The sequence below is a fragment of the Microvirga sp. 3-52 genome, assembly GCF_018383585.1.
Classification (GTDB): Bacteria; Pseudomonadota; Alphaproteobacteria; order Rhizobiales; family Beijerinckiaceae; genus Microvirga.
Genome location: NZ_JAHAMK010000004.1, coordinates 242,786 through 261,937 on the forward strand (window position 1 = coordinate 242,786; position 19,152 = coordinate 261,937).

Annotated in this window: 23 protein-coding genes and 1 tRNA gene; 12 read left to right on the top strand and 12 right to left on the bottom strand. The window is 63.9% G+C overall.

Features of this window, described 5'->3' with window-relative positions:
• Positions 1-4 precede the first annotated feature (4 nt).
• From iolC to KHP60_RS05540, 6 genes are all read left to right on the top strand, one after another.
• Positions 5-1,918 carry a bifunctional 5-dehydro-2-deoxygluconokinase/5-dehydro-2-deoxyphosphogluconate aldolase gene (gene iolC / locus KHP60_RS05515; RefSeq protein WP_213562562.1) on the top strand — a complete coding sequence of 638 codons (1,914 nt, stop codon included), beginning with the start codon at positions 5-7 and terminating at the stop codon, positions 1,916-1,918.
• Between the two features lie 103 nt (positions 1,919-2,021).
• Entirely contained in the window at positions 2,022-3,869 is a 1,848-nt protein-coding gene (gene iolD, locus KHP60_RS05520; RefSeq protein WP_213562563.1) for a 3D-(3,5/4)-trihydroxycyclohexane-1,2-dione acylhydrolase (decyclizing), read from the top strand.
• Positions 3,870-3,972: 103 nt separating this feature from the next.
• Positions 3,973-4,857: a myo-inosose-2 dehydratase gene (gene iolE, locus KHP60_RS05525; protein ID WP_213562564.1), complete on the top strand. Its 885-nt coding sequence runs from the start codon at positions 3,973-3,975 to the stop codon at positions 4,855-4,857.
• 12 nt (positions 4,858-4,869) lie between these two features.
• Positions 4,870-5,673 carry a 5-deoxy-glucuronate isomerase gene (gene iolB / locus KHP60_RS05530; protein ID WP_213562565.1) on the top strand — a complete coding sequence of 268 codons (804 nt, stop codon included), beginning with the start codon at positions 4,870-4,872 and terminating at the stop codon, positions 5,671-5,673.
• Between the two features lie 52 nt (positions 5,674-5,725).
• A complete protein-coding gene (locus tag KHP60_RS05535; RefSeq protein ID WP_213562566.1) occupies positions 5,726-5,923 on the top strand; it encodes a hypothetical protein in 198 nt (65 codons plus the stop codon).
• Positions 5,924-6,219: 296 nt separating this feature from the next.
• On the top strand, positions 6,220-6,387 hold the full coding sequence (locus KHP60_RS05540; protein ID WP_213562567.1) for a YqaE/Pmp3 family membrane protein: 168 nt from the start codon (positions 6,220-6,222) through the stop codon (positions 6,385-6,387).
• A 117-nt stretch (positions 6,388-6,504) separates the two neighbouring features.
• On the opposite strand, the gene KHP60_RS05545 is transcribed toward KHP60_RS05540, so the two are convergent.
• The 4 genes from KHP60_RS05545 to KHP60_RS05560 all read right to left on the bottom strand — a co-directional run bounded on the left by KHP60_RS05545 (position 6,505) and on the right by KHP60_RS05560 (position 8,765).
• Positions 6,505-6,870, bottom strand: a complete 366-nt coding sequence (locus tag KHP60_RS05545) for a hypothetical protein (RefSeq protein WP_213562568.1) — start codon at positions 6,868-6,870, stop codon at positions 6,505-6,507.
• Between the two features lie 450 nt (positions 6,871-7,320).
• Positions 7,321-7,397: transfer RNA gene (locus KHP60_RS05550), tRNA-Arg, on the bottom strand.
• A 143-nt stretch (positions 7,398-7,540) separates the two neighbouring features.
• On the bottom strand, positions 7,541-8,218 hold the full coding sequence (locus KHP60_RS05555; RefSeq protein WP_213562569.1) for a TerC family protein: 678 nt from the start codon (positions 8,216-8,218) through the stop codon (positions 7,541-7,543).
• 190 nt (positions 8,219-8,408) lie between these two features.
• Complete coding sequence (locus tag KHP60_RS05560; RefSeq protein WP_213562570.1) at positions 8,409-8,765, bottom strand: hypothetical protein; 357 nt, start codon at positions 8,763-8,765, stop codon at positions 8,409-8,411.
• 199 nt (positions 8,766-8,964) lie between these two features.
• Between KHP60_RS05560 and KHP60_RS05565 the strand changes: the two genes are divergently transcribed.
• On the top strand, positions 8,965-9,384 hold the full coding sequence (locus tag KHP60_RS05565; RefSeq protein ID WP_213562571.1) for a nuclear transport factor 2 family protein: 420 nt from the start codon (positions 8,965-8,967) through the stop codon (positions 9,382-9,384).
• Between the two features lie 48 nt (positions 9,385-9,432).
• Here KHP60_RS05565 and KHP60_RS05570 read toward each other — a convergent pair whose 3' ends face one another.
• The 5 genes from KHP60_RS05570 to KHP60_RS05590 all read right to left on the bottom strand — a co-directional run bounded on the left by KHP60_RS05570 (position 9,433) and on the right by KHP60_RS05590 (position 12,282).
• A complete protein-coding gene (locus tag KHP60_RS05570) occupies positions 9,433-10,182 on the bottom strand; it encodes a pseudouridine synthase (RefSeq protein WP_213562572.1) in 750 nt (249 codons plus the stop codon).
• Complete coding sequence (locus KHP60_RS05575; protein ID WP_213562573.1) at positions 10,179-11,084, bottom strand: class I SAM-dependent methyltransferase; 906 nt, start codon at positions 11,082-11,084, stop codon at positions 10,179-10,181. The genes KHP60_RS05570 and KHP60_RS05575 overlap by 4 nt, the downstream gene beginning before the upstream one ends.
• Before the next feature lie 70 nt (positions 11,085-11,154).
• On the bottom strand, positions 11,155-11,373 hold the full coding sequence (locus tag KHP60_RS05580; RefSeq protein ID WP_213562574.1) for a hypothetical protein: 219 nt from the start codon (positions 11,371-11,373) through the stop codon (positions 11,155-11,157).
• A gap of 92 nt (positions 11,374-11,465) precedes the next feature.
• Positions 11,466-11,675, bottom strand: a complete 210-nt coding sequence (locus tag KHP60_RS05585) for a cold-shock protein (protein ID WP_152714289.1) — start codon at positions 11,673-11,675, stop codon at positions 11,466-11,468.
• Between the two features lie 268 nt (positions 11,676-11,943).
• Entirely contained in the window at positions 11,944-12,282 is a 339-nt protein-coding gene (locus tag KHP60_RS05590) for a hypothetical protein (protein ID WP_213562575.1), read from the bottom strand.
• Positions 12,283-12,520: 238 nt separating this feature from the next.
• On the opposite strand from KHP60_RS05590, the gene KHP60_RS05595 reads away from it, so the two are divergent.
• Positions 12,521-12,805 carry a hypothetical protein gene (locus KHP60_RS05595; protein WP_213562576.1) on the top strand — a complete coding sequence of 95 codons (285 nt, stop codon included), beginning with the start codon at positions 12,521-12,523 and terminating at the stop codon, positions 12,803-12,805.
• Between the two features lie 81 nt (positions 12,806-12,886).
• Here the strand turns inward: KHP60_RS05595 and KHP60_RS05600 are convergent, their stop codons facing one another.
• The gene (locus KHP60_RS05600; protein WP_213562577.1) at positions 12,887-13,816 is read right to left on the bottom strand and encodes a DMT family transporter; all 930 of its coding nucleotides are present in this window, start codon (positions 13,814-13,816) and stop codon (positions 12,887-12,889) included.
• A gap of 259 nt (positions 13,817-14,075) precedes the next feature.
• Here KHP60_RS05600 and KHP60_RS05605 point away from each other — a divergent pair, with 259 nt between their 5' ends.
• The 4 genes from KHP60_RS05605 to KHP60_RS05620 all read left to right on the top strand — a co-directional run bounded on the left by KHP60_RS05605 (position 14,076) and on the right by KHP60_RS05620 (position 18,024).
• Positions 14,076-15,308 (top strand): MFS transporter, encoded by a 1,233-nt coding sequence (locus tag KHP60_RS05605; RefSeq protein WP_213562578.1) that lies wholly within the window; start codon positions 14,076-14,078, stop codon positions 15,306-15,308.
• Positions 15,309-15,576: 268 nt separating this feature from the next.
• A complete protein-coding gene (locus KHP60_RS05610; RefSeq protein ID WP_311924680.1) occupies positions 15,577-15,909 on the top strand; it encodes a septal ring lytic transglycosylase RlpA family protein in 333 nt (110 codons plus the stop codon).
• 167 nt (positions 15,910-16,076) lie between these two features.
• Positions 16,077-16,880, top strand: a complete 804-nt coding sequence (locus tag KHP60_RS05615; protein ID WP_213562580.1) for a hypothetical protein — start codon at positions 16,077-16,079, stop codon at positions 16,878-16,880.
• Positions 16,873-18,024 (top strand): thermonuclease family protein, encoded by a 1,152-nt coding sequence (locus KHP60_RS05620; RefSeq protein ID WP_213562581.1) that lies wholly within the window; start codon positions 16,873-16,875, stop codon positions 18,022-18,024. The genes KHP60_RS05615 and KHP60_RS05620 overlap by 8 nt, the downstream gene beginning before the upstream one ends.
• A 51-nt stretch (positions 18,025-18,075) precedes the next feature.
• Here the strand turns inward: KHP60_RS05620 and minE are convergent, their stop codons facing one another.
• Both minE and minD read right to left on the bottom strand, forming a co-directional pair.
• The gene (gene minE, locus KHP60_RS05625) at positions 18,076-18,339 is read right to left on the bottom strand and encodes a cell division topological specificity factor MinE (RefSeq protein WP_213562582.1); all 264 of its coding nucleotides are present in this window, start codon (positions 18,337-18,339) and stop codon (positions 18,076-18,078) included.
• Complete coding sequence (minD, locus tag KHP60_RS05630; protein WP_036354063.1) at positions 18,336-19,151, bottom strand: septum site-determining protein MinD; 816 nt, start codon at positions 19,149-19,151, stop codon at positions 18,336-18,338. The genes minE and minD overlap by 4 nt, the downstream gene beginning before the upstream one ends.
• Position 19,152: the final 1 nt, after the last annotated feature.

The window sequence follows — 19,152 nt, forward strand, 5'->3', positions numbered from 1 at the left end:
TAGCATGAAGCCAGCCCTGGATGTGATCACCATTGGCCGCGCCTCGGTCGATCTCTACGGTCAGCAGGTGGGCGGGCGGCTGGAGGATATGGCCTCCTTCTCCAAGGCGGTCGGCGGATGCCCCGCGAACATCGCCATCGGCACGGCGCGGCTCGGCCTGAAATCAGGGCTCGTGACGCGTGTGGGCGATGAGGCCATGGGCCGCTTCATCCGCGAGCAGATGGAGCGCGAAGGCGTCGCGACGGACGGCATCGTCACCGATGAGCAGCGCCTCACAGCGCTCGTGATTCTCGGCGTCCGCGATGAGGATTCCTTCCCGCTGATCTTCTATCGCGACAACTGCGCCGATATGGCGCTCCATGAGAACGACATCGACGAGAGCTTCATCGCGTCCGCCGCGGCCGTCGTCGTCACGGGCACGCACTTTTCACGGGAAACGACCGCCGCCGCACAGAAGAAGGCGATCCGCATTGCCAAGGCCAACGGCCGCAAGGTGGTGTTCGACGTGGACTACCGTCCCAACCTCTGGGGCCTTCTCGGCCACGGCGCGGGCGAATCACGCTATGTACGCTCGAATGCGGTGACGGAACACTTGAAGCCGATCCTCGCCGATTGCGATCTCGTCGTCGGCACGGAGGAGGAGTTGCACATCGCCGGCGGGTCCGAGGATACGCTCGCGGCGATGCGGGCCATCCGTGCCATCTCGAAGGCCACCATCGTGTGCAAGCGCGGCCCCATGGGCTGCGTGGTGTTTCCGGGCGAGATCCCTGAATCGCTGGACGACGGCGTGAGGGGACCGGGCTTCCCCGTCGAAGTCTATAACGTGCTCGGTGCCGGGGATGCCTTCCTCTCCGGCTTCCTCCGCGGATGGCTCCGGGACGAGAAGCTCGAGACCTGCTGTGCCTATGCCAATGCCAGCGGCGCCTTCGCGGTCTCGCGCCTGCTCTGCTCGCCCGAGATCCCGACCTTCCCCGAACTGCAGCACTTCCTGAAACAGGGCAGCCGCCACAAGGCGCTGCGCTTCGACGAGGACATCAACCACATCCACTGGGCCACGACGAGAAGACCGCAACCCGATACACTCATGGCGCTTGCCATCGATCACCGCATGCAGCTGGAAGCGATGGCGAAGGAGATCGGCGCGCCCGTGGAGCGGATTCCTGACTTCAAGGTTCTCGCCGTGCAGGCTGCGGCACGGGTGGCTGGTGGCCGCCCCGGCTTCGGCATGCTGATCGACGGCACCTATGGTCGCGAGGCCCTGTTCCGTGCCGCCGATCATCCGTTCTGGATCGGCCGCCCGGTGGAGCTGCCGGGCTCGCGCCCGCTCGATTTCGAAGGCGGTGGCTCGCTCGGCGCCAAGCTCGTGGAATGGCCGGTTGGGCACACGATCAAATGCCTCTGCTTCTACCATCCGGACGATCCGCCGGAACTGATGGAGCGCCAGGAACGCGACCTGCTTCGCCTGCACGACGCCGCGCGGCGCATTGGTCGCGAACTGCTGGTGGAGATCATCGCAGGCAAGCATGGGACCCTCAAGACCGACACGGTGGCCGGCATCCTGCAGCGCCTCTACGATCTCGGCATCAAGCCCGATTGGTGGAAGCTTGAGCCGCAGCGGGACGAAGCCGCCTGGCATGCCATCGGCCACGTGATCACCCGGAACGACGCTTACTGCCGCGGCATCGTGCTGCTCGGTCTCGAAGCGCCTGAGGACGAGTTGGAAGCCGCCTTCGCCGCGGCCGCCAAGGAGCCGCAGGTGAAGGGCTTTGCCGTGGGCCGCACGATCTTCAACGAGGCCGCGCGGCGCTGGCTCAAGGGCGAGATGTCGGACGAAGCCGCCGTCAACGATATGGCCTCACGCTTTCAACGCCTGGTCGATTCATGGCAAAAGGTATCGGCCCGCGCGAAGGCTGCCTAATACCAAGGGCGGAGCCTCTGCCTGGCTCTGCCCTCTTTTCGTGAACGAGAAAACCTGAGAACGCTGCCGCCTCTGTTGCCAGCACCATTCGAGAGGAAACCGTATGAGCACGATCCGCCTGACCATGGCGCAAGCCGTTGCCCGCTTCCTGACGGCACAGAAGACGGAAATCGACGGAACAATCCTGCCGCTCTTCGGCGGCGTCTGGGCCATCTTCGGCCACGGCAACGTGGCGGGCATGGGCGAAGCGCTGCACGGCGTGCGCGATCAGCTTCCCACCTACCGCGCCCATAACGAGCAGGGCATGGCGCATGCGGCCATTGCATTTGCCAAGGCCTCGCGCCGCCGTCGCATGATGGCCTGCACCACCTCCATCGGGCCCGGCGCCACCAATATGGTGACGGCTGCCGCCGTGGCGCATGTGAACCGCCTGCCCGTGCTGCTTCTTCCCGGCGACGTCTTCGCCAACCGCAGGCCCGACCCGGTGCTGCAGCAGATCGAAAGCCTTTCCGACGGCACGATCTCGGCGAACGATTGCTTCCGGCCAGTTTCCCGCTATTTCGACCGCATCGCGCGGCCCGAGCAGATCATCCCGGCGCTCCAGCGCGCCATGACCGTGCTCACGGACCCGGCCGAGTGCGGTCCGGTGACGCTGGCGCTCTGTCAGGACACGCAGGCCGAGGCCTACGATTATCCGGAGAGCTTCTTTGCGGAAAAGATCTGGACGCCGCGCCGCATCCGTCCGGACGAAGCGGAGCTCGCGCAGGCCGCCGAGTTCATCCGCACGGCGAAGAAGCCCTTCATCGTCGCAGGCGGCGGCGTGCTCTACTCGGACGCTGAGAAGGCGCTGGCGAATTTCGCCGAGAAGCACGGCCTCTTCGTCGGCGAGACGCAGGCCGGAAAATCGAGCCTGCCTCACGATCACGCGGCCTGCCTCGGCGCCGTCGGCGTCACCGGCACGGGTGCCGCCAATGCGCTCGCCGAAGAGGCCGACGTGGTGATCGCGGTGGGGACGCGCCTGCAGGATTTCACCACCGGCTCCTGGGCCCTGTTCAAGAACCCGAACCGGCGCATCATCGGGCTGAACGCGCAGCCCTTCGATGCCTCCAAGCACAATGCGGCGCCGCTCATAGCGGACGCCCGGGTGGGGCTTGCAGAACTGAGCCGCGCCCTCGGCCCCTGGAAAGCTCCGGAGGCTTGGACCACGAAGGCGCGGGATGAGAAATCGCGCTGGTTCGACACCGCCGCGCGCTACACGGATCCGACCAATGCGGAACTGCCCTCCGATGCGCAGGTGATCGGCGCGGTGCAGCGCACCTCCTCGCCCACCGACGTGGTGGTCTGCGCGGCCGGCGGCCTGCCGGGCGAGCTGCACAAGCATTGGAAGGCGAGCACGGCGCTGGGCTACCACATGGAATACGGCTATTCCTGTATGGGCTACGAGATCGCGGGCGGCCTCGGCGTGAAGATGGCGGATCCCTCCCGCGAAGTCATCGTGATGGTGGGCGACGGCTCCTATCTCATGATGAATTCCGAACTCGCCACCTCCGTGATGCTAGGCCAGAAGCTCACCGTCGTTCTGCTCGACAATCGCGGCTACGGCTGCATCAACCGCCTGCAACGTGCCACCGGCGGCGAGAGCTTCAACAATCTGCTGCAGCATACGAACCATGTGACCCTGCCCGACATCGACTTCGCCGCCCACGCCGCGAGCCTCGGCGCGCAATCCATGAAGGTGAAGAGCATCGCGGAACTCGAGGATGCCCTGAGGAAGGCTCGGCAAGCCGAGCGCAGCACCGTCATCGTCATCGATACCGATCCCCTCGCCTCGACCGATGCGGGCGGTCATTGGTGGGATGTAGCGGTGCCGGAGGTTTCCGTGCGCGATCAGGTGAAGGCTGCTCGCAAGGATTATGAAACCTCCCTCGTTGCGCAGCGGGTGGGCGATTAAGAATGCAGCCACGAACACTGCCCCCATCCTGAGGGGTAGACGCTGCTTTCAGCGACTCCTCAGGATGAGGCTCTGAGATTATGTTTTCGGAAGGAACAAGAACATGACGATCCGCATCGGGGCCAATCCTATCGGCTGGTCCAATGACGACATGCCGGAACTCGGCGGCGAGACGCCGCTGGAGGTGTGCCTGGCCGAGGCCAAGGAAGCGGGCTTCGAGGGCATGGAGCTCGGCAACAAGTTTCCGCGCCAGCCGGAAGCTCTGAAGAAGGCGCTTGCGCCCTTCAACATGGCCTGCGTATCGGGCTGGTATTCCGCCGAGCTCCTGAAGCGCGATTCAGAGGCTGAGATGGCGGCCCTGCGCCCGCATCTCGACCTTCTTAAAAGCATGGGCTCGAACGTGCTCGTCTTCGCCGAGACCTCGAACGCGATCCATGGCGACCGCTCGAAGCCCCTGTCGCAGCGTCCTGTCATGCAAGCCGGCGACTGGGCCGAGTTCGGCCGCCGCATCACTGAAGTGGCCGAGCGCACCCTGCAGGAAGGCGTGCGTGTGGTCTATCACCACCACATGGGCACCATCGTGGAATCGGAGGCCGATATCGATGCCTTCATGCGCTCGACGGGGGAAGCCGTGCATCTTCTCCTCGATACGGGACACGCCACCTGGGGCGGCGCGGATCCGGCGGCACTCGCACGCCGCTATCGCAGCCGCATCAGCCACGTGCACACGAAGGATGTCCGCAAGGACGTGATGGAGACGGCGCGGGCGCAAGGGTGGAGCTTTCTCGATTCCGTCATCGCAGGCGTCTATACGGTGCCCGGTGACGGCATGGTGGATTTCGTGTCCGTGTTCAAGGAACTGCCGGGCTATAGCGGCTGGGTGGTGATCGAGGCGGAGCAGGACCCGAAGAAGGCCGACCCGCTGACCTATGCCAAGATGGGCTATGCCAATCTCACCCGGTACCTCAAGGAAGCCGGCCTGAGATAAGGGAGAAATGCGATGTCGAAGCTTCTCGTCAAACCGTCGAGGCCCGATGCCCAAGGGCGCATCCACGCCATCACACCCGAATCAGCCGGATGGACCTATGTCGGGTTCGAGGTCTACCGGCTCAAAAGCGGTCAGAGCTTGCGGCAGGCGACGGGAGACCGGGAAGCCTGCGTCGTCCTCCTTTCAGGCAAGGCGCGCGTGGCGGCCTCGGGACAGGATTTCGGCGTGATCGGCGGGCGCAACTCGCCGTTCGAGGCGGATCCATGGTCGCTCTATGCACCCGCCCGCTCCGAATGGTCGCTCGAGGCGCAGACCGATTGCGAGATCGCCGTCTGCACGGCGCCTGCGGAAGGCAAGCTCCCAGCCCGCGTGATCGGCCCTGACCGGGTCGGTCAGGAAACCCGCGGCCAGGGCACCAACACGCGCCATGTTCGCAACATCCTGCCGGAGACGGAGCCGGCAGAGAGCCTGCTCGTCGTCGAGGTGATCACGCCGTCCGGCCATTGGTCGAGCTATCCGCCGCACAAGCACGACCGCGACATGCTTCCGAACGAGTCGCTGCTCGAAGAAACCTATTACCACCGCCTCAATCCACCATCAGGCTTTGCGCTCCAGCGGGTCTACACGGATGACCGCTCCCTGGACGAGACGCTGGCCGCGAGCAACGGCGACGTGGTGCTGGTGCCCAAGGGCTATCATCCTGTCGGCGCGCCGCACGGCTATGAGCTCTATTATCTGAACGTGATGGCGGGCCCGAAGCGGATCTGGAAGTTCCACAATGATCCGGATCACGAGTGGATGCTCGCGAAAGCTTGATCCTGCAGAGCCTTTCAGGCATGAGGCGAACGGAGTTTCCCTGAGAGGATTCATGGTCTGGCCAGATTTCGCCTCACGCGCTTTCAAGACCCTGCTCGCATTGGTGAGCGCCGTCGTGATGGATTACGCGTTCCTGAACGGGCGCATGACGCGCCAAGCCGTGACAGGGATTGAGCGCATGGCCGCGGATGCGCCTGTTCTCGTCGACCGGCTCGTCACGAGCGCTCTCAATATCAAGTGGGATCGCTGACGCTGCAGCGCGAACCGGCGACATCCGGTGCCATCTCGGCCAAGATGGATTTTGTGCGCTCGGGCAAGTTTCGCAGGCGCTGGAGCATAGCAACAGCCAAACTCAACAGCGCGGATCGGAACGCCTGATGAGAGCGACCCTGTCGCCGCCCTCCCGTCCTCTCAAGTAGCTAGCTTGATGCCAGGGCAGACGATCATCGGAGTTGGCGGGTCACGATTGCATGTCGATGACCGGCTCCTGGAACGGAACGGTCACGGTGCCGTTCCTTCCATGGTCTCACCTCTCAGCGCGATCCTATGGCAAACCTTCTGCGTATCCTGCTCGCAATCCTGCTTCCTCCCGTGGGCGTGTTCTTCACTGTCGGCCTGGGTGGACAATTCTGGCTCAACATTCTGCTGACGCTCCTGGGCTACATCCCAGGCATCGTTCACGCGGTCTGGATCATCGCGCGTCGAACACGTTGAGAGAGGTGCATGGCGAGCAAGTCGGATTTCCGCGCTGCCCAGAAAATGCGTTGCTACCACTCTTCAAGGGTGTGACGACGCTGTTTCGCCTGAGTTTTCCGGACAAGGAGGCGCGATCTACCGGCGCCCCTGTTCGATAGCCCGATCGACCCGGCCAGGCCTTGGCCGCTCCACAGGCCAGCCATATCCGCGGCGTGGGTAGTAGGAGTTTCCATAGTAGCGGTTTGGAGCATAACGATACGAGCGATAGGTCGGACGATAGCGATAGCGCTCGCGTACATACGGTCTGCGCCGCACGGTCCGGGCATTCTCATAATAGGCACCTCTCGGCCCGTACCAACCGGGGCCGTAAGGGCCGTCTACCATGCCATTGCGCCAGGTTCCGGTACTCTCGCCCGCCTGGGCCGGGACCGATGCAAGTGTGACGGCTCCGGAAAGGGTCAAAGCTAAAAGACCAATCTTCAAGATGCGCGAAGAAAACATTGCACTCTCCGGTGATTTATGACTTTGAACAACGCCACCATGTCTGGCCTCGTTCCCGGCGAAGCCATCACGAGAGTGATATGAAACGGATGAAACATGGATGAATACTTCCATTCAGGATCATTCATCGCCCACATCGGTGCTGCAGCGCACATGACCGCCAAGGGCCTCGTGAACGGAGCGGGGATTGGGCGGTTTCCTCTCGTGTAGAGGCCTTACTGTGCGCAGGACAGAAAGACGACGTCCGATGACCATTCTTGACCCCATCTCTGGCAAGCAGGTGACGATCGACCTGTCCGGAAAGCCCCGCAACCCACTCGGGGATGTTTGCTCTGCCGAGGAATCGTCACGTCGCCGCTGGGACGGATCCGTTGACTGCGAGTCGGGGCCGCATGCCGGAAGAGGCATTCGGTCCCACGAGAGACTTGGCGGCTGATCTTTGGAGTGGAATGGCGCACCCGACACGATTCGAACGTGTGACCTTTGCCTTCGGAGGGCAACGCTCTATCCAGCTGAGCTACGGGTGCTTGAGGCGATGGGCCTGTTCTTTCCCTACCCGATTACGGCCGTGAGGGCAACCTCCGCTGGCGATGGAGGCTGCAGCCGGTCACTTTCAATCATACCCAGAGGACAGGGCTCTGAGATCCAGGACGAACGGGTCGGAAAGGTTCTACGCCTCGTCGGTCGCAGTCCTCCGCGAGAGGTAGCCGACGGCGAGTACCAGGGCGGCTCCGAAGAGGGCGGTTGGAATTTCCGCCTTGTGGCCCAGTTTCTCGCCAAGCTGCCCGATCAGCCACGGATCGGAGATCAGCATCTCCCCGGCAACCCAGCCCAGAAGAGCCGCTCCGGCCCAGACGAGAACGGGCAAGCGGTCCAGAAGCGCCATGATGAGGGCAGCACCGGCCACGATGAGCGGGATGGAGATGGCGAGGCCGATGGCGAGCAGGGCGGTGGAATCCTGTGCCACCGCGGCAATCGCCAGAACATTGTCCAGGCTCATGACCGCATCGGCGACCACGACGGTCCAGACCGCATGCCAGAGGCGGTCTGTTTCCTTGACGCCTCCCTCTTCATCGCCGCCCTTCAGGAGCTTCACGGCAATCCAGAGCAGGAGGAGACCGCCGGCGATTTTCAGGAACGGCGTTGCAAGGAGCGCCGCCACGACGATCGTAAAGACGATCCGCAGCCCGACCGCCACGCCGGCGCCGAGGATCATGCCGATACGGCGCTTGTCTTCCGGCAGGCCGCGGCAGGCAAGGGCTATGGCCACGGCATTGTCTCCCGACAGAATGACGTTGATCCAGATGATGCCGAGGAGTTTGAGAATCTGGGGGAACAGTGCTTCCATGATGGGGAACTTGATTGGCATTCGAGACGAGCAGCGACCATGACTTGCCTGCTAACCGGCAGCGGCCGGATGCAATGGCGAGCGCCGCGGTTCAAAGCCGTTCTCGAGAAACAGGAGAGGCGCCGCTTCCGGCGCGCGACACAATCGACCGGAAGCATCGAAACCTTGCCTCCAGCCCAATCAGACTGAGTTAGAGGCGAGGAGGCCCCGTCGCGCGCAGAGATCCAAGGACGTTGAAACGGACCGGCGGCCGGGGGCTGAAGCGGTTTCCCTGCCCCGGCGTGCGCCCTGTCGCAGGAGAGACGCCCGCAGGAACGAGAGCATCAGAACTGCCCTTCCCGTCGCTCCGCTCGTCCGGAAAGGCCTCCCGGTCCGCTTCCCCAGTATCGGACAGGTCCGAGAGCAGAAGGGTTTCTTCGAGCTGGATGAGAAAGGAAGTCCCGGCATTCGCATGATCAATGGCCGGGAGCCAAGCCAGGAAGATCAGCCCGAGCAATGTCTGCACGATGGAGAAAGAAATGCGGGATCGGGCCGATGCTCTGTCCATCCGGGCCAAAGGTGCTCCAAGGCGGCGAACCTCACCCTCCCTAACCCGACCGGAGGCTTCCGAGCAACCGGAGCAGGCGCATACGAGGCCCGCACCGGGCTTTAGCCTAGATCTTAATAGACATTGTTCAAGCGGCAGGTCGTGTCCCACCATTCCGTCCGGGCGACTCGCTCAAGCTTGCTTTCCATAGGAGAGCTCAATGGCAGCCCATGACGATCATGTTACCATTCTCCGCGAAGCCTATGCCCAATGGGTTCATACCAAGGGCAGCGATTGCGAATGCTGGATGAACATCATTGCGGACGATGTCAGTCTCGGCTCCCTGGCGGACGGTTCGCCGGAAGTACCCTTTACGGCACGCCGGAGCAGCAAGTCCGGCGTTCGCGCCTATCTCGAAGACCTGATGCGAGATTGGGAGATGGTCTCCCACACCATGGACGAGTTCATCGCCCAGGACGACCGTGTGGCTGTCGTCGGACGGGCCGTCTGGCGCCATAAGGGGACGGGTAAGGTGGCAGATACCAGGAAGGTTGATATCTGGCGCTTCCGGGACGGCAAGGCCGTCGATTTCGACGAGTATTACGACACCGCCGGGCTCATCGCTGCCGCAACGCCGTAAGACTCGCGAACAGACCCTGGCCGCACCAGCCGATTCCTGCCCGTGTGCTCAGGCACCCTGAGCGGGCGGCAGGAGAAGGGCGAGATCGGCCTCACTGAGCAGGCGATATTGTCCCGGCTCCAGATCTTCCGGCAGCCCTAGGCCGCCGATCCGGTCGCGATGAAGGGCCGTGACGTGATTGCCGACCGCCGCGAACATGCGCCGGACCTGATGGTAGCGGCCTTCCGTCAGGGTCAGGTAGGCGCTGGTGCCGGAGATCGCCTCCAGTTGCGCTGGCAGGAGGGGCCTGTCCTCGCTCTCGAGCATCAGCGTCCCGGCTGCAAAAATCTCTGCCTCGTCGCCGCGCAAGGGGCGATCGAGACTCACATGGTAGCGCTTGGAGATGTTCGCCCGGGGAGAGATGATCCGGTGCAGCAGGTTGCCGTCGTCGGTCATGAGCAGCAGCCCGGACGTATCCTTGTCGAGCCGACCGATCGTCGAGAGGGCCGGATCGCGCCGGCGCCAGCGGTCCGGGAGCAGGCCATAGACCAGAGGACCGGCTTCCTTGTGCGAGCAGGTGACGCCCAAGGGCTTGTGCAGCATCAGGGCCAGGCCGGGCGGCGGATCGAGCGGCTTGCCCTGGATGCGCATGCGCTCCGGGAGGTCGCGGGTCACGGCGATGCGCGCGTCCGCCTCTTCGATCTCGGTTCCGTCCAACGTGACAAGGCCGGCATGGACCAGTTGCTGCACCTCCCGGCGCGAGCCATAGCCCATATTGGCGAGCAGCCGATCAAGGCGGAGCGTCGGGACCTTGCTCATTTGACGGCCTCGTAGATCTTGTAGCCATTCGCTTCGATCTTCGGCGTCACACGCTTGAACAGGCTCTTCAGCACCGCCTCATAGGGCAGATGGCGGTTCGCGACGAGCCAGAGGACGCCGCCCGGCCGGAGAGCTTCCGCGGCGCGACGGATGAAGGTCTGGCCCAGGCTCTGATCCTCGGCGCCGCCATCGTGGAACGGCGGGTTCATCACCACGAAATCGAGCCCCTTCAGTTCAGTGCCGGTGCGAATATCCGCCCAGCGGAGTTCCACACGCGGATCGTCGACATTGCGCGCCGCCATCTCGACGGCGCGACGGTCGATATCGAGCATGGCCAGATGCTCGACCTTGGGAGAGGCCAGGATCGCACGGGCGAGGATCCCGATGCCGCAGCCGAAATCGGCGCCTCGGCCGCCGAGCGGCGGCAAGTTCTGCTCCAGCAGGGCGCTGCCGGGATCGTGGCGGTTCCAGCTGAACACGCCGGGCCATGTCCAGAGGCCCAAGGTTTCGTCCCTGCGGGGATTGCCTTCGGTAAGCGCCTCCTCAAGCCCCACCGGAAGCGCGGGCCGCCCGCCAGTGCAGATGCGATGATGACGGCGTGAGGTTTCAGTGGAATTGCAGCCGAAGCTCTTGAGTTCCTTGGCGATCCGGGAGCCCCCCTTGTCCTTGGGTGCGAGGACCGTCAGGGATCCGCCGGGCGCGAGCGCTCTCAAGGCCAGGGCGATGGTGTAGCGCCGTTCCACCGTTCCGGGCGGGGCTAGCACGACCAGTTCGCTGAGGGTCCCCTCCTCCTGCTGCTCCAACGGGCCAGAGCCTGGGATCAGGGGTGAGAATTGGATGGCCCCTGCCGGGACCTCGGCCAGTTCGGCCGGTGGCGTCCCATAGACGCCGCTTGGTTTCATGTCTTGCAAAGTGACTGAGTCCACGCTGAACGCAGGCGTTCTTAATATGCTACGGTCGGGAAGGTAAGTCTCAATGCCCCTGGGCGCTCGGCTTCGTAGCGACAGCACGGATTTCCGATTCCCCGACCGCGCGCTGGGCGCCGCTCGCGGTATCGCGGATCCTATAGCCCAGCTCGCCGCTGCTGCTCTCCGGCATCAGGCGGATGACCTCGTAGATACCGCTCGTGCGATCGGCAAAATGGGCGGCGGCGGCATGGACCAGTTGGCCCATGGAATACTTGTGGTTCAAAAGAACCTCCCTTGGCAAAAAGCAAAAAGCCGCCCTGGAGGGGCGGCTTTGCGAGGCGGCATGCAATGCCAGGCCGTCTGCTTCAACGAAAATTACGCCGCCTGGATGTTGTTGACGGCGACTTTTCCGGAGCGGCGGTCTTCGGCGGTGTCGAAGGAGACCTTCTGGCCTTCGCGCAGGCCGCGGATGCCGGCGCGCTCGAGCGCGGTGGCGTGGACGAACACGTCCTTGCTGCCATCGTCCGGCTGGATGAAGCCGAAGCCCTTTTGGTCGTTGTAGAATTTCACGGTGCCCGTAATCATGGGAAGATCCTTGGTTAGGCTAGAAGTGCACGTGAGCCGAGAGCGTGCAGCCGCACGACCTCGCACTCGGGTTCGTCGATGTTTGGAAGAGTGTCTGAACGTGCGCCTGGAAGGCCAAGGCGTAACGGCCCGATTGTCCGGCCAAATGTCGATAGAGGGTTATCTAGCGCCCACTTGCGGCGAATACAAGGCATTGTCGCGGAAAAGCAAATGCCTCCTTCAGAGCCTCGCACGGGAACGGAGCAGATGATGTGCGAGCAGGGTCGCCTCAATATTTCAATCGCAGCGCCTGAACGCTCTGGCCGCCATCTGCACACACGATCCGAGCCCTGGGACAATAGGATGCATAGGCCGGCGTCGGGCAATAGGTCTGGATGAAGCTCTCATCGATCGCGCAGGTCACGTGCACACGATAGAGGCCCTGCCGACCGCTCGGCGCATCGTGCAGCACGGAATAGCCGAGCCCTTGGTCGGCGAGCCGGGCGATGGCGCGGCCGGGTTGGAGCCGGCCGGTTTCGAACCGAGCGACAGTCGTCATATCCGCCGCCTGGGCGGCCGACCCCATCAGGCCGGTTGCCAGCGCGATCCCCATCAGTAGCCGCCTCATGCTGCGCCTCACTTAAGATATGCGAAAGGTAGGCCGCTCCGAACCCGATCTGCCGGGAAAGCAGCGACCTTTCGAGGATTAATGCAAAGCTGCCTTCCGGGATCCATCGCGAGCAACTGCACGAAGGATTAACCACACTCCCGTCCGGCATCCGCCGGCCTCCCGGACTTTAAGCAACCGGTAGGATCTTCTGCCCGATAAACACGGCCTGTTGTAGGCGTGAACGGACCAGGATTCCATGCACCACATCCATCTCGCTGAGGGTATGCGGCTTCGTTTCCCGGCGCGGAGCGCCGATTTCGACCAGGGGGTCGAGATTGGCATCGTTGCAGCGCTGATGAGCCAGGATCTGACGGAATTCACCCGCAGGATTTCGAACGACAACCTGGGCCAGGTGCGCGCCCTCGTGGAGCAGTTCGGCTATCGCCTCGTCGAAGGCCAGGCGGACGGGGAGTTCGTGGAGATCAACTTCTACAGCCGCACGGCACGTCCGCGCCTGCGTGTCGTCCATTCGGGAACCTGAACGGGCGCGTCAGCGCATCGTGCGGACCCGCGTTTCGCATCGAATAATCCCGAAAGTGGTGTCCACCTTTCGATCCGATGCTTAGGCCGAAAACCGCTTCTGCATGGCCCGGATGCGCTCACGATAGGCCGTATAGAAGCCGCTCACGGCGATGAGGCAGGCCCCCGCGATCGTCCAGGAATCCGGCAGAGACCCGAAGACCAGGTATCCGAGCGTGCCGGCCCAGAGCAGCTGGACATAGGAAAACGGTGCGATCAGTGACGCATTGCCGTGGCGATAGGCCAGAACCACAAACCAATGGCCGATCGCGAACAGGATCCCCATGCACAGGCCGAGGACGATTTCGGTTCCGTTCGGCGTCACCCAGTTGAAAGGCATGAGCGTGCTCAGCACGATGCTGCCGACCGAGGCGGAATAAACGAGCGTCGTGAGCGCATGATCGCCGGTGATTTTGCGGGTCACCACGGCGCCGACGGCCCAGCTCGACGCGCTGAGGATCGGCAGGAAGGCCGCAGGCTCAAAGGCGCCTGTGCCGGGACGCACAATGATCATCACTCCGGCCAGCCCGACCGCGGCGGCCGTCCAGCGTCGCCAGCCGACCGACTCTCCCAGAAAGATGACGGACAGCGCCATGATCAGGATCGGCGAGACGAAGAAGATCGCGGTCGCATCGGCCACGGGCAGATGAGGCAGGCTCTGGATGAACATGATGGACGAGCCGACCATGCCCAATCCTCTGACCACCTGAAGACCGGGCCGCTGGGAGCGGAACAGCGCAGGCCCGCCCTTGACCAGCACGACGGGGATGATGAACGCCGCGAAGGTGACATAACGCATCCAGGCCACCTCCGGAGGCGGCAGGGTGGAGGCGAGCTGCTTGGTGATGACGTCCGCCAGGGAAAACACGACGGTGGAGGCGATCAGGAACAGGATGCCCCGCAGCGGAGACGCCGGCATGCTGGGCAGGCCCCCTGGGGCCGCATTCTTCCGGGCAACAGGGGCGGAGGTCATGAAGAACTCAAAAAAGAGGCTCGCGCGGCGATGCAACGAGCCTGAGGGTCTCAAGTTTGGAGGATATGGGTTCAGAATAAAGCCCGTTTCTGCCTGAAGCAGAAGTGCAATCTCGGCACATATTCCATGCTTTAGGCGAATGGATCCGGGCTTTCGCTGATTTACGCTTGCACTATGAGCATAGGGCAGCCGGGATCGACCATTTCCCTGAATCGGCTCAGCACTGTCTGCGCCGAGCACAGGCACGCGGAAAGAATACATGTCGGATCAACTGCCGGAAGCACCCAGCCGCCTGGTGAGCGGGACGCCAGCGTTTCGTCGATTGAATCTCGCCTTGTTCGCCGCCGGCTTCTCGACCTTCGCCATCCTCTACTGCGTCCAGCCTCTGCTGCCGGAATTCTCGCAGGAATTCCAAGTCAGTGCTGCGGTCAGCAGCCTGTCCCTGTCGCTCTCGACCGGCCTTCTCGCGATAGCGATGCTGGTGGCGGGCTCCTTGTCGGAAGTCTGGGGGCGCAAGCCCGTCATGGTGGCCTCGCTGTTCGCATCGGCGCTCCTGACCCTTTTGTCCGCCGCAGCCCCGAACTGGGCCAGCCTGCTCCTCGCCCGCATGCTGATCGGCATTACCCTGAGCGGCCTCCCTGCCGTCGCCATGGCCTATGTGAGCGAGGAAGTGGACCCGAAGTCCATCGGCCTCGCCATGGGGCTCTTCATCGGCGGCAATGCGGTCGGCGGGATGGCGGGGCGGATCATCAGCGGCGTGCTGACCGATCTCGGGTCGTGGCGGCTCGCCATCGGGCTGATCGGGGTCGTGGGGCTGGCCTCCGCCATCGCGGCGTGGCGGAGCCTGCCGGCCTCGGCCCATTTTCACCCCCGCCGGGCCCGTCCGGCAGAGCTTCTGCGCTCCTTCGGCGAGCATCTGCGGGACCCAGGTCTGCGGGCCCTGTTTGCGGAAGCCTTCCTCCTCATGGGCGGGTTTGTGACGCTCTACAACTATCTTGGCTATCGTCTGACGGAAGCGCCCTATTCCTTGAGCCAGACGGTCATCGGGGCGATCTTCTCCGCCTATCTGGTCGGCACCCTGAGCTCGGCCTGGATCGGCGAGCTGGCCGGGCGGCTGGGTCGCAGGCGGGTTCTCTGGGTGATGATCGCAATCATGCTCGCCGGCGTGGCGCTCACGCTCTTCTCCCACCTCGCGCTCATTCTGGCCGGCATCGTGGCCGTCACCTTCGGATTCTTCGGCGCCCATTCCATCGCCAGCAGCTGGGTGGGGAACAAAGCCCGCACGGGAAAGGCGCAGGCTTCGGCCCTGTACCTGTTCTGCTACTATCTTGGCTCAAGCGCAGTGGGCACCCTGGGCGGCGTGTTCTGGACCCATGGGGGTTGGCCCGGGGTATCGGCCCTTGTGACCCTTCTGCTGATTGTAGCCCTCGCCCTTGCCCTCCGGCTGATGGCTCTTCCGCCACGCGAAGCCGAGCCGGCTCCCAGGCAATAAAAGAGCATGCCCGCCCAAGAAATCATGAGCCAGGTTGTTTGAGATTAATTTGACGTAAACATAAATTGTTACAATATTATCAGAGGTTAACTGAATAGAGCGACTCGATACTGAGGCTATACCCAATGTCCTTCCATCGATTATATCGTCTTAATGTTGCCCCATTAGCCTTCATTTTGCAGCCCATCGATAACAATCACGGGAATGCATTGTGGATCAACGTAAGGTAACGCTCGCGCTCGCCAGTCTCTTCATCTCAGGATCGACGATCTTCTTGTCTCCTGCCGCTTACGCGGAACCTGATCAATCCCCCGCCAAGGTCATTCAGAGCGGCCGTGCCTCCTGGTATGGCCCGGGCTTCCATGGCCGGCGGACGGCGAGCGGCGAAACCTTCAACACCAACGATATGACCGCCGCCCACCGCACCTTGCCCTTCGGCACCAAGGTCCGGGTCGTGAACAAGAAGACTGGCAGGTCGGTGGTGGTGCGTATCAATGATCGTGGTCCATATGCCCATGGCCGTGTCATCGATCTGTCAAAAGCCTCGGCTCAGGCCATCGGGATCTCTGGGGTCGGCTCCGTCGACGTGGCTCAGCTCTAATAGCCGTTTTCAAGCACGCCCTTTTTTGATCACCTGATTATAGCGAGACTTAACCTTTGCGAACCGCCCTGGCAGGGCACTCCTGCCAGGGCGGCCTATGGAACCGAGAAGCCTTTTACCCGCTTTTCCCCGGTCACCTTTCTCGAGAAGAGGCCTTTTGGAAGCGCATGCAGATCGGACGGTCGCCGACATCGTTAACCGCCTTCCTGACTCTGCTGATCGCTGCAGCCTCCATGGCTGCGGCGCAGACGGGACGGGTCTGGGTCGACCCCCCTGCGGAGGGCGGAACAGCTCCATCGGGAGCAGCGCCTTCGCAAGCACCGAAGCCTCAGGACCAGACGCCCGCTGCCCCTCCGCCACAGGCCGCGGCTCCCGCGCCTGCGGCTCCGCCGATGCAATCGGCCCAGCCCGAGACGCCCGTCGTCAAACCGGATGCGCCCCCTTCACGACAGGCCGAGCAACCGCCCGCAGCCGCCCCTTCCGCTCCCGCCGTTGCGGCGCAGCCGCCGAAGGATCTCGATTCCGACAAGCGCAGCAGCCGGGCCTCCGTGGCGAAGAACTTCGCCCTCGACTACCTCGAATCCTGGTCCGCCTCGAACGACGTCGCCCTCGAGGCCACGGCTGCGTTCTATGCGCCCCGGGTCCTCTTCCATGGCCGCGAGGTGAGCATGCAGCGGCTCTTCAACGAGAAGCGCCGTTTCGCGCGTCGCTGGCCAGAGCGCGACTACCGTCCGCGCCCGGACGCGATGGGGACCGTGTGCAACCCGGCAGGCGAGATCTGCACGGTGCATGCGGTATTCGACTTCACCGCCTCCCATCCCAAGCGGCGGCGCGTCTCGCAGGGCACCGGCGCCCTTCAGCTGATCGTTCACTTCATCGGCGACAAGCCGGTCATTGTCGCCGAGCACAGCACGCTGCTCGGTCAGGAGCGCAAGCGAAATCTCGCCCCGGAGGGCGCCTCGCATGAATGACGTTTCCATCACCCGCGATCCCATGGCGGATCCGCGCCGCAACTGGACCCAGATGCGCGACAGAATGCGCGAGATCATCCATGCGGAGCTCGACAGGATCCATCCCACCGACGATGCGCGCCGCGCCCTCGAGCTGATCATCGAATCCTCCGTGCGCCCGTCCGAGGTGGATGGTGCGCTGAAGCTCACCATCATCGATCACGACGGCAAGCCGCGGACGATCGAGAAGGACGGGCGGCAGGCCGAGTTCACGCTCCAGGACCTCCTGGACGAGCTGCGCGTGAAATATCCGGTGCTGTTCAGGCCGGCAAAGCCCGATGTCGCATCGTCTGCACAGGCGGACGAGCCGCCCCGGCCGCGTGAGAAGCCGGAGCGCGATTGGTTGAACCTCGATGCCGATGGCCCCCAACCCCCAGCCGAATCACCCCAAGGGCCGGACGAACCTGCAGCCGTCCGCGACGAGAAAGGCGCGAGGCTGCCGATCGCGGAATGGTCGCACGACATGCTCGGGACGCTCAAAGCCTCGGTCGCGCCCGACCGCGGCTTCAGGGACCGGACGGAAGACACCCCGGTTCCAGTGGCGGAAGAGCATGAGCGGAACGTCTTCGGCGACATGCGGCCGCGCTCCTGGGCGCGCCCGGCCATCGCGCTCGGGACGGTGGCCGTTCTGGCTCTTCTCGGCGTCGGCGCATTCCTGTTCCAGGGCGACGATGCGGCCTCGCCCCAAGCCAGTGCCGCCGCGCCTGCCGCGCCGAGCGCGGTCGCGGCAGGTCCCATCCGGGAACCGGAGCCTGCGATCACCGGCTCGACCGGTTCTTCGGGCGCTCTCCGGGGCGTGCCGGACGTGATCGACACGGCAACCCTGTCCCTGAACGGTGAAGTGGTGCGCCTGTTCGGCGTCGAATGGGCGCCCGGCGCCGGCAAGCCCGAGGACCTGACCCAGTATCTCAACGGACGCGAAGTGGCCTGCGATCCTGCGGGCTCGAACGATGTGTACCGGTGCCAGGTCGGCGGCCAGGATCTGTCACGGGTCGTGCTGTTCAATGGCGGCGGGCGGCCGACCAGCGACGCGACGCCGGAGCTCAAGGCCGCGGCCGATAAGGCCCGCGAGGCGAAGCTCGGCGTCTGGAGCAAGGCGCCATAAGAGAAACGGCCCTCGGCATATGCGAAGGCCGCCGTCTCGATCGCTGTGAAGTCAGGCGCTCGCCCCTGCAGGAGCCGGAATCTCGATCTCGATCTCGAGCGTCGAGATGTCGGCGTCCCGGTTCATCTTCACCTGAACGTTGTCCTGCTCCACCATGACGTGGCGGCGGACGACGGCCAGGATCTCTTCCCGCAGCTGCGCGACGAGGTCGGGCTTGCCCCCGACGATGCCGCGTTCGTGCGCCAGCAGGATCTGCAGGCGCTCTCGCGCGACGGGCGCGGATGTGCGCCGGTTGAAGAAACTCAAAAGGCTCATGCAGCCCTCCGTCCGAACAACTTGCCGAACAGCCCCTTCTTGTCGGTGGGGATGGTGAGTTCGACGGTTTCGCCCTTGAGCCGGCGCACGGCATCGAAATAGGCCCGTCCGGGTGCGCTGGCAGGATTGTTCAGCGTGACCGGCGAGCCGACGTTGGAGGCGCGCAGCACCTCTTCGCTCTCCGGGATGATGCCGATCAACGGGATGGAGAGGATCTCCAGCACGTCGTCCACCTTCAGCATCTCGCCGCGCTCGGCGCGCACGGGATCGTAGCGGGTGAGCAGCAGGTGCTTCTCGATGCGCCCGCCCTTCTCGGCCAGCTCCGTCTTGGAATCGAGCAGTCCGATGATGCGGTCGGAGTCGCGGACCGAGGAGACTTCCGGGTTCGTCACGACGACGGCGACATCCGCATGGCGCATGGCCATGGTCGCACCGCGCTCGATGCCGGCCGGGCTGTCGCAGATGATCCAATCGAACTTCTGGCGCAGCTCGTCGAGCACCCGCGCCACGCCCTCTTCCGTCAGGGCGTCCTTGTCGCGGGTCTGCGAGGCGGGAAGCAGGGAGAGGTTCTCCAGCCGCTTGTCGCGGATGAGCGCCTGGTTGAGCTTTGCATCGCCCTGCACCACGTTGATGAGATCGAACACCACGCGGCGCTCGGCTCCCATCACGAGGTCCAGATTGCGCAGGCCGACGTCGAAGTCGATGACGACGACCTTTTCGCCGCCATGCGCCAGCGCCGCGCCCAGAGCTGCCGAAGACGTTGTCTTGCCAACGCCACCCTTGCCGGAAGTTACGACCAAGACTTTGGCCATT

Coding starts and splice junctions, on each gene's coding strand:
- iolC (WP_213562562.1), top strand. CDS start 5: ATGAAGCCAGCCCTGGATGTGATCACCATTGGCCGCGCCTCGGTCGAT.
- iolD (WP_213562563.1), top strand. CDS start 2,022: ATGAGCACGATCCGCCTGACCATGGCGCAAGCCGTTGCCCGCTTCCTG.
- iolE (WP_213562564.1), top strand. CDS start 3,973: ATGACGATCCGCATCGGGGCCAATCCTATCGGCTGGTCCAATGACGAC.
- iolB (WP_213562565.1), top strand. CDS start 4,870: ATGTCGAAGCTTCTCGTCAAACCGTCGAGGCCCGATGCCCAAGGGCGC.
- KHP60_RS05535 (WP_213562566.1), top strand. CDS start 5,726: ATGGTCTGGCCAGATTTCGCCTCACGCGCTTTCAAGACCCTGCTCGCA.
- KHP60_RS05540 (WP_213562567.1), top strand. CDS start 6,220: ATGGCAAACCTTCTGCGTATCCTGCTCGCAATCCTGCTTCCTCCCGTG.
- KHP60_RS05545 (WP_213562568.1), bottom strand. CDS start 6,870: ATGTTTTCTTCGCGCATCTTGAAGATTGGTCTTTTAGCTTTGACCCTT.
- KHP60_RS05555 (WP_213562569.1), bottom strand. CDS start 8,218: ATGGAAGCACTGTTCCCCCAGATTCTCAAACTCCTCGGCATCATCTGG.
- KHP60_RS05560 (WP_213562570.1), bottom strand. CDS start 8,765: ATGGACAGAGCATCGGCCCGATCCCGCATTTCTTTCTCCATCGTGCAG.
- KHP60_RS05565 (WP_213562571.1), top strand. CDS start 8,965: ATGGCAGCCCATGACGATCATGTTACCATTCTCCGCGAAGCCTATGCC.
- KHP60_RS05570 (WP_213562572.1), bottom strand. CDS start 10,182: ATGAGCAAGGTCCCGACGCTCCGCCTTGATCGGCTGCTCGCCAATATG.
- KHP60_RS05575 (WP_213562573.1), bottom strand. CDS start 11,084: ATGAAACCAAGCGGCGTCTATGGGACGCCACCGGCCGAACTGGCCGAG.
- KHP60_RS05585 (WP_152714289.1), bottom strand. CDS start 11,675: ATGATTACGGGCACCGTGAAATTCTACAACGACCAAAAGGGCTTCGGC.
- KHP60_RS05590 (WP_213562575.1), bottom strand. CDS start 12,282: ATGAGGCGGCTACTGATGGGGATCGCGCTGGCAACCGGCCTGATGGGG.
- KHP60_RS05595 (WP_213562576.1), top strand. CDS start 12,521: ATGCACCACATCCATCTCGCTGAGGGTATGCGGCTTCGTTTCCCGGCG.
- KHP60_RS05600 (WP_213562577.1), bottom strand. CDS start 13,816: ATGACCTCCGCCCCTGTTGCCCGGAAGAATGCGGCCCCAGGGGGCCTG.
- KHP60_RS05605 (WP_213562578.1), top strand. CDS start 14,076: ATGTCGGATCAACTGCCGGAAGCACCCAGCCGCCTGGTGAGCGGGACG.
- KHP60_RS05615 (WP_213562580.1), top strand. CDS start 16,077: ATGCAGATCGGACGGTCGCCGACATCGTTAACCGCCTTCCTGACTCTG.
- KHP60_RS05620 (WP_213562581.1), top strand. CDS start 16,873: ATGAATGACGTTTCCATCACCCGCGATCCCATGGCGGATCCGCGCCGC.
- minE (WP_213562582.1), bottom strand. CDS start 18,339: ATGAGCCTTTTGAGTTTCTTCAACCGGCGCACATCCGCGCCCGTCGCG.
- minD (WP_036354063.1), bottom strand. CDS start 19,151: ATGGCCAAAGTCTTGGTCGTAACTTCCGGCAAGGGTGGCGTTGGCAAG.